The organism is Bacillota bacterium, from assembly GCA_023511455.1.
Lineage (GTDB): Bacteria > Armatimonadota > HRBIN16 > HRBIN16 > HRBIN16 > HRBIN16.
Genome location: JAIMBJ010000011.1, coordinates 82,164 through 93,155, shown reverse-complemented (window position 1 = coordinate 93,155; position 10,992 = coordinate 82,164). Strand labels below are relative to the sequence as shown.

The window sequence follows — 10,992 nt, the reverse complement described above, 5'->3', positions numbered from 1 at the left end:
AGGTATTTCCGGGGATTAAGACGATGTGACATTTCAAATTGGGAATAAAATAGGACATTTCAAATTGGAAACCACAAAATATTCCGATATACTATACATGATAGATTAAACAGAGTAAACTACAGTAGTTTGTGGGTACGAAATGCCTGACATTCCGGATAGAAGGAGGCAATTCCCGTGGAACGGCAGATACGCTACCAGAGGGAGGCAGACCTCGAGTGGGCACACAATTTCACGAAACATCCCAACTGTGAGCGCTTGTTGTCGTGTATTCAGTGTGGAACCTGCTCGGGCACCTGCCCTCTGTCTGTCTACATGGACCTGACGCCGCGTCAGGTCATAGCGATGGTTCGTGAGGGCTTCCGTGAAGACGTACTGCGCTCCAAGACCATCTGGCTGTGTGCCAGTTGCTATGCCTGCAGTGTGGAGTGTCCTCAGAACATCAAGATAACAGACATCATGTACCGCCTGAAGCGCGAAGCCATCCAGAGCAATCTCTACCCCAAGCGTTTTCCCATCCCTGTGCTGGCGCAGGAGTTCTGCGAGCTGGTACGCCGGCGTGGGCGAAACTCGGAGTTCTGGGTGGTGTTTCGCATGGCGCTGCGTTCGAACCCCTTTGTCCTGCTCACCATGGCTCGCACGGGATGGGACCTGTGGCGTACGGGCAGACTATCCCTGCGCATGGAGCGGATCCAGCGGGTGAACGAACTGCAGTACATCTCCGCCGCATCCAAGGAGGTGGACTAAATGGAACCTTCCGCCAAGTACCTGTATTACCCCGGCTGTTCGCTGAAGGGCACGGGTATCGCCTATGAGGAAAGCCTGCTGACGACCTTTTGTCTGCTGGAGATGCCCATCCAGGAGCTGCCCGACTGGAACTGCTGTGGTGCCACTACTTACATGTCGGTCAGTGAAACTTCCGCGACTCTGCTGGCGGCGAGAAACCTCGCTCTGGCACGCCGGACAGGTTCCAGAGACCTGCTGGCTCCATGCAATGCCTGTTATCTCACCCTGCGCAAGAGCCAGGAACTGGTGGCACACTATCCGCAGATAGCGCAGGAGACCGAGCGGTTCTTGGAACAGGCAGGCTTGCCGCGCCTCGATTCGGTGCGCGTGAGACATCCTCTGGAGGTGCTCTACAACGATGTGGGGCTCCAGCGATTGCGCGAACTGACCGTACGTCGCCTGCAGGGCGTACGGATGGCGTCATACTACGGTTGTCAGGCGGTGCGCCCCTATGGGGAGGTGGACGACCCGCACAACCCCACACGCATGGATGAGATTCTCAAAGCAGTGGGCGTGGAGGTGGTGGACTACAGCCTCAAGACAAAATGTTGTGGCGGTTCTCACACCGGAACCATCCATGACGTGGGTGTTCGCTTGAACTACATCCTGCTCAAAGAAGCGATGCGCCGTGGTGCGCAAGCTCTCGTGACTATCTGTCCGCTCTGTCAGTTCAACCTGGATGCCTATCAGGCGGAGATTCGCAAGCAAACCGGTGAACCGATAGACATGCCCATCCTTTATCTCACTCAGGTAGTCGGTTGGGCACTGGGTGGCGAGTTCCGTGAGCTGGGCTTGCATCGTGCCATTTCGGGCAGGAAACTCGTCGAGCAGTGGTTCACCGCGAAGAAGGAGGCAGAAACCTATGTCTGAGCAAAAAAACGGCGAAGTGCGTATCGGAGTTTACGTCTGTCATTGCGGAGCAAACATCGCCGATACCGTAGATGTGAAGGCGGTGGCGGAGTACGCCGCAACGCTACCGGGGGTGGTGGTAGCACGAGACTACAAGTACATGTGCTCCGACCCAGGCCAGGAACTGGTGCAGGAGGACATCCGCAACCTGAATGTCAACCGTGTGGTGGTGGCAGCGTGCAGTCCCTCCCTGCATGAAAACACCTTCCGGGGTGCCGCCGAGCGAGCCGGGCTGAACCCCTTCTTCGTGCAGATGGTCAACATCCGCGAGCATGACTCGTGGGTGCATAGTGACCGCGAAGCGGCAACCGAAAAGGCGAAGGACCTGGTGCGTGCGGCGGTTCGGCGTGTGTACTTCCACAAACCGCTGGAGAAGCGGCGCGTGCCCATCCACTCCGAAGTGCTGGTGGTGGGTGGAGGTATCGCCGGTATCCATGCCGCCCTGACTGTTGCCAACTCGGGGAAGAAAGTTTACCTGGTGGAACGCGAACCCACCATCGGTGGGCACATGGCACAGTATGACAAGACCTTCCCCACGCTGGACTGCGCCGCGTGTATCCTCACGCCCAAAATGTCCGCGGTGAAGGCACATCCGAATATCACGCTCTGGACGTACTCGGAAGTGGTGAGCGTGGATGGCTCCGTCGGCGACTACAAGGTGGTGGTGAAGCGCAAGCCGCGCTATGTACGCGAAGACCTGTGCGTTGGCTGCTTGCAGTGCATCGACACCTGCGTCTTCAAGGAGCCGAAGTTCGATGACGAGTTCAACATGGGGCTGAGCAAGCGCAAGCCGATATACATCCCCTTCCCGCAAGCCACCCCCAAGGTCGTGGTCATCGACCCCGAGGCGTGCATCCAGCTGAAGACAGGCAAGTGCAAGAAATCCTGTCTGGAAGCCTGCGTGGAGCGAGGAGCCATCGACTTTGACCAGAAAGAGAGCTACGAGGAGATACACGTCGGCTCCATCATTATCGCCACCGGTTTCCAGACCTTTGACCCGCGCCGAATGCCTCAGTACGGCTACGGCAAGTACCCGAACGTGTACACCACCCTGGAGGTGGAGCGGCTGGTCAATGCCTCGGGTCCCACAGGTGGGCAGGTAGTCACTCGCGACGGGCGCGTGCCCAAGAGCGTGGGGATTATCCTGTGTGTGGGCTCGCGTGATGAGAACACCAACCGCTGGTGCTCGCGCGTGTGTTGCATGACCTCCTTGAAGCTGGCACACCTCATCAAAGAGCACACGGGTGCGGAGGTGTTCATCTTCTACATCGACATGCGCGCCGCGGGCAAAGGCTACGAGGAGTTTTACCAGCGCGTGCTCAACGAGGGCGTGCACTTTGTGCGCGGACGCGTGGCGGAAATCACCGACTGGGCACTCGACCCCTCCGAAGAAGGCAAGCTGGTAGCAAGGGTAGAAGACACCAACACCGGCTTCGTGCGGCGTATCCCGCTGGACATGGTGGTGCTTGCGGTCGGGCTGGAACCGCAGCCGGATGCCCTGAACGTGCAGAGACTGTTCGGCATCGGCTGCTCGCTCGACGGGTTCTTCCTGGAGAAGCACCCCAAGCTGGCTCCCGCGCCCACCTATACCGATGGTATCTTCATCGCGGGAGTCTGCCACGGTCCGAAAGACATTCCCGACACCGTGATGCAGGCAGGCTACGCTGCCGCTGAAGCGATTGCACTGGCAGACACAGGCTACTTTGAACTGGAGCCCAACACTGCCTACATCGTGGAAGAGGAGTGCTCCGGCTGCAAGAGCTGCATCCCGCTGTGCCCGTATCAGGCAATCACCTTCAACGAAGGGAAGCAGAAAGCGTACATCAACGAGGTGTTGTGCAAGGGATGCGGCACCTGCGTCGCCGCCTGTCCGTCGGGTTCCATCAAGCAGAACCTGTTCGAGGATGAAGAGATATTCAGCGAGATCGAGGGCGTGCTGGCATACGCCCAGTAAACGGAGGGATGAGCATGGAAGACAAACCGGTAACAGCCGACAAGCTCTCCACCAGTAAAGATTGGGAGCCCTTGATTGTGGCTTTCTTCTGTAACTGGTGTACCTATACTGCGGCAGACCTGGCAGGCGTCTCCCGGATGGGCTACGACCCGAACGTGCGCGTCATCCGCGTGATGTGTTCCGGTCGAGTAGACCCGCAGTTCGTTCTGGATGCTTTCGCGCACGGTGCAGATGGCGTGCTGATCGGCGGATGCCACCCGGGAGACTGCCACTACGTGGAAGGCAACTATAAAACCCTGCGCCGCTACCTCTTGCTCAAACGCCTTTTGCGAGAGCTGGGCATCGAAGAGGGTCGCCTGCGGCTGGAGTGGATTGCCGCTTCCGAAGGCGAGAAGGTGAGCAAGACCATCAACGAGATGGTGGACCAGGTACGCGCGCTGGGACCGTTGCGGCTGACCCGCAAGTTCAAAGAGTGGGATGCCGAACTGGCAGCCTTGGAGGCGGAAGCGCAAAGTGAGGAGGTGGCAGTCCATGCCTGACAAACCCAAAATCGCGTTCTACTGGTGCGCCTCGTGTGGAGGGTGTGAGGAGTCCATCGTCGACCTCGCCGAAGACATCCTCGAGGTCGCGCAGGCAGTGGATATCGTCTTCTGGCCCGTGGCGATGGATTTCAAGCGCAAAGACGTCGAGGCGATGCCCGATGGCTCCATCCTCGCCACGATGGTCAACGGCTCCATCCGCACCTCCGAGCAGGAGGAAATGGCATACCTGCTGCGCCGCAAGAGCCAGATCCTGATTGCTTACGGCTCGTGCGCCCACACGGGAGGCGTTCCGAGCCTCGCCAACCAGTTCAGCAAAGAGCAAATCCTGCGCTACGTCTACGAAGAAGCGCCGACGGTGGTCAATGAGCAAAGGGTACGCCCACAGCCCCGTCATCAGCACAACGGCACGGCGGTTACCCTGCCGGAGTTTCGGGGACTGGTGCGGAGCCTGGACCAGGTGGTAGAGGTAGACTACTACCTGCCCGGTTGTCCCCCCACCCCCAAGCTGCTGAAGCAAGCGGTGTTGACCCTGCTCTCGGGGAACTTGCCGCCGAAAGGTACGGTGCTGGCGCCCGATACCGCGCTGTGCGACCAGTGCCCGCGTAAGGAGACCAAACCCACCGACCTGAAGATCAACGAGTTCAAACGCCCGCACTGGACGCAGATAGACCCCAATACCTGCTTCCTGGCACAGGGCATTATCTGCATGGGACCTGCCACCCGTTCGGGTTGTGAAGCGCAGTGTATCTCCGGCAATATGCCCTGCACGGGATGTTTCGGGCCGACCTCGCGTGTGCGGGACCAGGGAGCGAAGATACTCTCCTCACTGGCATCCTCCGTCAATGCCCGCGAGCCGGAGGATATCGAGAAGATACTGGACGGCATTGCGGACCCGGTGGGAACCTTCTATCGCTACTCACTGGCGAAATCCTTACTGCGCGCGAAAGTGACTCGTTGAGGAGGGATGAAGAATGGACGAGAGCATTCAGACCGTATGGAACGAAGCGCAAACCCGCGCGAATGAAGCCTATTACGTCCAGAGGCGACGTATCACCGTAGACCCCATCACCCGCCTGGAGGGTCACGGTAAGATCGATATCTTCCTCAACGAGCAGGGAGAAGTGGAAAGAGCCTACTTCCAGGTGCCTGAACTGCGCGGCTTCGAGGTGTTCTCCCTGGGACGACCGGCGGAAGACATGCCCCAGATTACCAGCCGTATCTGCGGGGTGTGCCCAACCGCGCACCACATGGCGGCAACCAAAGCACTAGACGACCTGTACCGGGTAGAGCCGCCTTCACCCGCCCGCAAAATCCGCGAGCTGGTGTACAATACCTTCATGCTGGAAGACCACGCACTGCACGTGTACGTGCTGGGCGGTCCCGACTTCATCGTAGGACCCGATGCGCCGCCGGAAATGCGCAACGTACTGGGCGTTATTCAAACGGTAGGGGTAGACATCGGCAAGCGTGTGATTGCCACGCGCCGTCGACTGCGCGAGTTTATCGCCTACCTGGGCGGCAAGGTCGTGCATCCGGTACTGGGGTTGCCCGGAGGCGTCGCGAAGGGCATTGCACCCGAAGACCTGCCACGCTTCCAGGAACTGGCGAAGGACGCCCTGGATTTCGCCCTGTTCACCCTGCAGGTGTTCCAGGACGTGGTGCTGAAGAACCAGGCGTACGTAGACCTCATCACCTCAGATACCTATACCCACCGCACCTACTACATGGGGCTGGTGGATGAGAAAAACCGCCTGAACTTCTACGACGGCAAGGTGCGGGTGGTTTCACCGGATGGGAAAGAGTACGCCAAGTTCGCCGCGCAGGCGTATCTGGACTATATCGCCGAGCACGTGGAGTCCTGGAGCTACGTCAAGTTCTGTTATCTAAAGGGCATCGGCTGGAAGGGCTTCACCGATGGCGCAGAGAGCGGCATCTACTCGGTGGCGCCGCTGGCGCGGTTGAACGCATCCGACGGCATGGCGACACCCGAAGCGCAGAAAGCGTACGAACAGTTCTTCAATACCTTTGGGCAGAAGCCGGTGCACCACACGCTGGCAAATCACTGGGCGCGCGTGATCGAAATGGTATACGCCGCCGAGCGTATCGTGGAGCTCATCCACGACCCTGAAATCACCAGCCAGAACCTGCGCGTCATCCCCACCACCAGCCCGACGGTAGGTGTGGGGGTGGTGGAAGCCCCACGGGGCACGCTGTTCCACCACTACGAGACCAATGAGGACGGTATCCTGCGCAAGGTGAACCTCATCGTCGCCACGCAGAACAACTCTGCCCGGATGGCGATGAGCGTGGAGAAGGCGGCAAAGGGGTTGATTCACGGCGGCGAAGTGTCTGAAGGACTGCTGAACAAGGTGGAGATGGCGTTCCGCGCGTATGACCCGTGTCATGCTTGCGCGACGCACTCCCTGCCCGGACAGATGCCGCTGATACTGACCGTCTACAACGCGCACGGTGAAGTGGTGCATCAGCAGAAGCGATGAACGAGCGCAGCGCACGCATTCTGGTGCTGGCTTTAGGCAACGACCTGCTCGGCGATGACGGCGTTGGGTTGGAAGCGGCGCGCCAGATTGCCGGGCAGGTCGACGGCTCGGTCGATGTAGTAGAGACGGGTGAAGCCGGGCTGGCGCTGCTGGAGCTAATGGAGGGCTACGAGCGTGCGCTGCTCATCGACTCGGTGGTGACAGGGCGCCATCCACCCGGCACGGTGATAGAGTTCTCGCCGGAGGACTTCCGCAAGGTGGTGGCGCCCTCGCCGCATTACGCCGGCTTGCCGGAAGTCATGGAGATGGCACACCGCCTGCAGATTCCTTTCCCCCAGCACATCCGCATCTTAGCGATGGAAGTGCTGAACCCCTACGAGTTCCGCATCGGCTTCTCGGAGCCGGTGCAGGAGGCACTGCCCCAACTGGTGCAGCGGGCACGTCAGGTGCTGCAAGGATGGATGCATCAGGCTTCGTAAGGCGTCATTGCACCAGCCTGCTTGCGACACGCTAAGGAATGTGGCACAATAAAAGCATGAGCGCTCCTGAGAAGCGAGTCATCCGTGTAGTGATGCTGGGACCAGCGCTGGATGTCAAGGGAGGGGTCTCTTCCGTAGAGCGTTTGATTCTCGCGCACGCTCCCGACCATGTGCGCATCCGGCACATTGCCACCATGCGCGACGGCAGGGTGTGGGTCAAGCTAGCAGTGTTTCTCCTCGCGCTGACGCGGTTTCTCAAGGTTCTGCTCATGCGACGCGCAGACCTGATACACATCCACTTTGCCAGTCGTGCCAGTACCTGGCGCAAGTCACTGCTGGCGCTCGTGGCTCGCTGGTTTAGCAAACCCTACATCCTGCATGCACACGGTGCGGAGTTTCACGAGTTCTTCCCTAAACAGCCACGCTTGCTACAGCGCTGGATTATCTCGATGCTCCGAAAGAGCCGCGCCCTGATTACAGTGTCCGAAAGATGGAAGCAGTTTTACCTCAATATCTCAGGGCTGCCCTCTGAGCATGTCGTTGTACTGCCAAACCCCATCAGCGTGCCCGAGGGGTGCCCAAGCCGGCGCGACAGGAGCACGGTGACTTTGCTCTTCCTGGGCAGGATGGAGAATAGAAAGGGACCGATTCGCGTGGTGCGGGCGTTCCATGCATTGCCGGACGAGCTGCGACGGCGTGCTTATCTCGTTCTGGCAGGGGACGGCGATGTGGAAGGCGTAAGGCGAGAAGTCAGTGCCCTCGGGCTGGAACAGCAGGTGACCGTACTGGACTGGGTGAACGCGGAACAGCGCAATGCCCTCCTCGCCGCCGCGGACGTGTTTGTACTACCCTCCCTGAACGAGGGTTTACCGATGAGCGTTCTGGAGGCGATGAGCTGGGGCATTCCGGTGGTGACCTCGCCGGTGGGAGGCATACCCGAGGTGGTGCAGGACGGCTTCAACGGTTTTCTGGTTCCACCAGAGGATATTCCCGCGCTGGCAAACGCCTTGCAGAGGCTGATTGAGGATGAATCGCTGCGCCTGCAGATGGGAGCCAACGCGCGAGCCAGCGTCGAGCATCTGGACATTCGCCGCTACTGGGAGAAGCTCGAGGGCATCTATCGCGCTGTCCTGTCGGAGTGCAGGCCATGAGTGTGGTCAAGAGCCTCGCAGCAAAGTTGAAAGGCATGTCCCTCGGCGACATGCTGCTGCGGCGCAATCCCCTGTTTTATCCCGCCGCACTGCGCGTGCTGAATCATCTCGACGGCGCCACGCTGGAAGAGAGACGGCGATTCACCGAAATGCGGCTGAAAAAGGTACTGCAAGCAGCTTCCCGTACACCCTACGGAAGACAGATGGGCGCAGGAAAAGACATCGCCGCATGGCCGCTTCTGGAGAAATCGCTCGTGCGCGATGACCCTCTGGCGTTCGTGCTACCACCGGTATGGCTCAGCAGCCCCGCCAGCACCAGCGGCACGACTGGTCTGCCGTTGAAGCTATACCGTTCGTTTCAGTCGGTATGCGTGGAACAGGCAAGCATCGACCGCCTGTTGCTGTCAAAAGGTGTTAACCCGCGTACCGCCCGTACTGCTGTGCTGCGAGGAGACAACATCAAAGACCCCACCGACAGGCAGCCGCCTTTCTGGAAGTTCGCGGCTGGTGGGCAACGTATGGTCATGTCCTCGAACCATCTGAGCCCTCAGACGATAGAGGCTTACCACAGCGCGTTGAGCGCGTTCGCGCCGGAGTGCTTGATGGCGTATCCCACCTCGCTGGAGTCGCTGTGCCGGTTGCTGCAAGAGTCCGGCAGATGCTTGCGTATTCCCCTCGTCGTAACATCTTCCGAAACGCTCACGCCCCAGACCCGACGGCTGGCGCAGGAGGTGCTGGGAGCAGAGCTCGTAGACTATTATGGGCAGGCGGAGCGGGTGGCGTTCGCATATAGTTTTCGGGAGGGAGAGTACCGCTTTCTGGCGGGCTACGCCTTTGTGGAGCTGCTGCCTTCGGGGGAAGAGGAAGACGCAGTGCTCTACGAAATCGTGGGCACCAATCTGTGGAACCTGAAAATGCCGCTGATTCGCTATCGCACGGGAGACCTGATTCGCCTCCCGAAAGGGCTTTCCGCATCTCAGCTCGAAGTGATTTGCTATGGGGTGGAGCCTTTTGGCGGGGTGCTCGGCAGACAGGGGGATTACCTCGTGTCACCCGATGGGGCACACCTGATGGGCATCGACCACATCCCGCGCGACGTGGAGCATGTGGTGCGGATGCAAGTGATTCAAGAATCGCTATATCGCGTGCGTATCCTCGTCGTGCCCGCCGAGGGGTTCAACGAGCAGGACCGCCAGCAAATCCTGCGTAACGCTGCGCTGAAACTGCCCGCCGAGATGCAAGTGGAGGTCGAAGTGGTTCAGGAACTGGTGCGCATGGCGCAGAATAAAGTTCCGTTCGTCATTCGTAAATTGAGCCATGAAGGAGGCACGCAAGATGACCATGCCCAAACTGGACAGCAAGGCCATTGAGCATCATTATCAGCACGCGAAAGAGGTGTACGCCGCTTACGGAGTCGACACCGACCGTGTTCTGGAGCAGATGAAAGGCATCTCTATCTCCCTCCACTGCTGGCAGGGGGATGACGTGGGCGGCTTCGAGAACCCCGAAGGGGAGCTGGGCGGTGGACTGGCGGTTACCGGCAACTACCCCGGCAAAGCCCGCACGCCCGACGAACTGCGCGCCGACTTGCTAAAGGCGTACAGTCTCATCCCCGGCAGGCATCGGCTGAACCTTCATGCGTTCTACGTGGACTATCCCGAAAAGGTGGAGCGCAACCAGCTGCAACCCAAACATTTTCAGAGCTGGATAGACTGGTCTACCCAGCACGGTATCCCTCTGGACTTTAACGGCACCTTCTTTGCACACCCTCTGGCAAGCGATGGCTGGACGCTGGCAAGCGCAGATAGCGGAGTACGACAGTTCTGGGTGGAACACGCCATTGCCTGCCGTAAAATCGCCGAGGCGATGGGCAAAGCGCAGGGCAGTCCCTGCATCCATAACCTCTGGATACCCGATGGTGAAAAGGACCTGCCCGCCGACCGCTGGGCGCCGCGCCAGAGGCTGAAAGAGTCGCTGGACGTCATCTACAGGGAACCGCTGGACAGGCAGTACGTCAAAGACGCTGTGGAGTCCAAACTGTTCGGCATCGGCTCGGAGTCGTATGTTGCTGGCTCCTGGGAGTTCTACCTGCCCTACGCGGTCAAGCACAACCTGCTGATATGCATCGATACAGGGCACTTCCACCCCACCGAACAGATTGCGGACAAGATTTCGGCAGTGCTGCTGTTCCTGCCAGAGATTCTGCTGCATGTCAGCCGCGGCATTCGCTGGGATAGCGACCACGTGGTGATTCTGAACGACGAGACGCGCTCCATTGCCGAAGAGATAGTGCGCGGTGAGGCATTGAGCCGCGTGCATATCGGGCTGGATTACTTCGACGCCAGCATCAACCGGGTTGCCGCATGGGTGATTGGTACGCGGGCGATGCTGAAGGCTCTGCTGATTGCCCTGCTGGAGCCTTCGCAGACCCTCAAGGAACTGGAAGCCTCCGGCGACCGCACCGCCCGCCTCGCGCTGATGGAGGAGCTGAAGACCCTGCCCTACAGCGCAGTCTGGGATTATTACTGCGAGACGCAGGGCGTGCCCGTCGGCGCGGCGTGGCTGGAAGAGGTGCGTCGCTACGAGCGCGAAGTGCTGGCGAAGCGATAGAGATGAAAATCGGTCCCAGGTCTGCGGGGGGACAAGCACCTGGGACCTTCTCACATCAACACC

At 59.6% G+C, this 10,992-nt stretch carries 10 protein-coding genes; all 10 read left to right on the top strand.

Features of this window, described 5'->3' with window-relative positions; genetic code table 11:
- Positions 1-177 precede the first annotated feature (177 nt).
- The 10 genes from K6U75_08490 to K6U75_08445 are packed head-to-tail and all read left to right on the top strand — an operon-like array spanning position 178 to position 10,929.
- A complete protein-coding gene (locus K6U75_08490) occupies positions 178-747 on the top strand; it encodes a 4Fe-4S dicluster domain-containing protein (protein MCL6475073.1) in 570 nt (189 codons plus the stop codon).
- Positions 748-1,656, top strand: coding sequence for a CoB--CoM heterodisulfide reductase iron-sulfur subunit B family protein (locus K6U75_08485; protein ID MCL6475072.1), 909 nt, complete (start codon positions 748-750; stop codon positions 1,654-1,656).
- Positions 1,649-3,649 carry a CoB--CoM heterodisulfide reductase iron-sulfur subunit A family protein gene (locus K6U75_08480; GenBank protein MCL6475071.1) on the top strand — a complete coding sequence of 667 codons (2,001 nt, stop codon included), beginning with the start codon at positions 1,649-1,651 and terminating at the stop codon, positions 3,647-3,649. The genes K6U75_08485 and K6U75_08480 overlap by 8 nt, the downstream gene beginning before the upstream one ends.
- Before the next feature lie 14 nt (positions 3,650-3,663).
- The gene (locus K6U75_08475) at positions 3,664-4,188 is read left to right on the top strand and encodes a hydrogenase iron-sulfur subunit (GenBank protein MCL6475070.1); all 525 of its coding nucleotides are present in this window, start codon (positions 3,664-3,666) and stop codon (positions 4,186-4,188) included.
- On the top strand, positions 4,181-5,149 hold the full coding sequence (locus K6U75_08470; GenBank protein MCL6475069.1) for an oxidoreductase: 969 nt from the start codon (positions 4,181-4,183) through the stop codon (positions 5,147-5,149). Before K6U75_08475 ends, K6U75_08470 begins: the two co-directional genes overlap by 8 nt.
- A gap of 13 nt (positions 5,150-5,162) precedes the next feature.
- The gene (locus K6U75_08465; GenBank protein MCL6475068.1) at positions 5,163-6,689 is read left to right on the top strand and encodes a Ni/Fe hydrogenase subunit alpha; all 1,527 of its coding nucleotides are present in this window, start codon (positions 5,163-5,165) and stop codon (positions 6,687-6,689) included.
- Positions 6,686-7,168 carry a hydrogenase maturation protease gene (locus tag K6U75_08460; GenBank protein ID MCL6475067.1) on the top strand — a complete coding sequence of 161 codons (483 nt, stop codon included), beginning with the start codon at positions 6,686-6,688 and terminating at the stop codon, positions 7,166-7,168. Before K6U75_08465 ends, K6U75_08460 begins: the two co-directional genes overlap by 4 nt.
- Before the next feature lie 56 nt (positions 7,169-7,224).
- The gene (locus K6U75_08455; protein MCL6475066.1) at positions 7,225-8,319 is read left to right on the top strand and encodes a glycosyltransferase family 4 protein; all 1,095 of its coding nucleotides are present in this window, start codon (positions 7,225-7,227) and stop codon (positions 8,317-8,319) included.
- Positions 8,316-9,689 (top strand): hypothetical protein, encoded by a 1,374-nt coding sequence (locus tag K6U75_08450; GenBank protein ID MCL6475065.1) that lies wholly within the window; start codon positions 8,316-8,318, stop codon positions 9,687-9,689. The genes K6U75_08455 and K6U75_08450 overlap by 4 nt, the downstream gene beginning before the upstream one ends.
- The gene (locus K6U75_08445; protein MCL6475064.1) at positions 9,637-10,929 is read left to right on the top strand and encodes an L-rhamnose isomerase; all 1,293 of its coding nucleotides are present in this window, start codon (positions 9,637-9,639) and stop codon (positions 10,927-10,929) included. The genes K6U75_08450 and K6U75_08445 overlap by 53 nt, the downstream gene beginning before the upstream one ends.
- The last annotated feature ends 63 nt before the right edge of the window (positions 10,930-10,992 follow it).

Excerpts from the sequence above, each read along its gene's own strand:
- K6U75_08480 (MCL6475071.1), top strand. The coding sequence starts at position 1,649 with ATGTCTGAGCAAAAAAACGGCGAAGTGCGTATCGGAGTTTACGTCTGT.
- K6U75_08470 (MCL6475069.1), top strand. The coding sequence starts at position 4,181 with ATGCCTGACAAACCCAAAATCGCGTTCTACTGGTGCGCCTCGTGTGGA.
- K6U75_08450 (MCL6475065.1), top strand. The coding sequence starts at position 8,316 with ATGAGTGTGGTCAAGAGCCTCGCAGCAAAGTTGAAAGGCATGTCCCTC.
- K6U75_08475 (MCL6475070.1), top strand. The coding sequence starts at position 3,664 with ATGGAAGACAAACCGGTAACAGCCGACAAGCTCTCCACCAGTAAAGAT.
- K6U75_08485 (MCL6475072.1), top strand. The coding sequence starts at position 748 with ATGGAACCTTCCGCCAAGTACCTGTATTACCCCGGCTGTTCGCTGAAG.
- K6U75_08455 (MCL6475066.1), top strand. The coding sequence starts at position 7,225 with ATGAGCGCTCCTGAGAAGCGAGTCATCCGTGTAGTGATGCTGGGACCA.
- K6U75_08460 (MCL6475067.1), top strand. The coding sequence starts at position 6,686 with ATGAACGAGCGCAGCGCACGCATTCTGGTGCTGGCTTTAGGCAACGAC.
- K6U75_08465 (MCL6475068.1), top strand. The coding sequence starts at position 5,163 with ATGGACGAGAGCATTCAGACCGTATGGAACGAAGCGCAAACCCGCGCG.
- K6U75_08445 (MCL6475064.1), top strand. The coding sequence starts at position 9,637 with ATGAAGGAGGCACGCAAGATGACCATGCCCAAACTGGACAGCAAGGCC.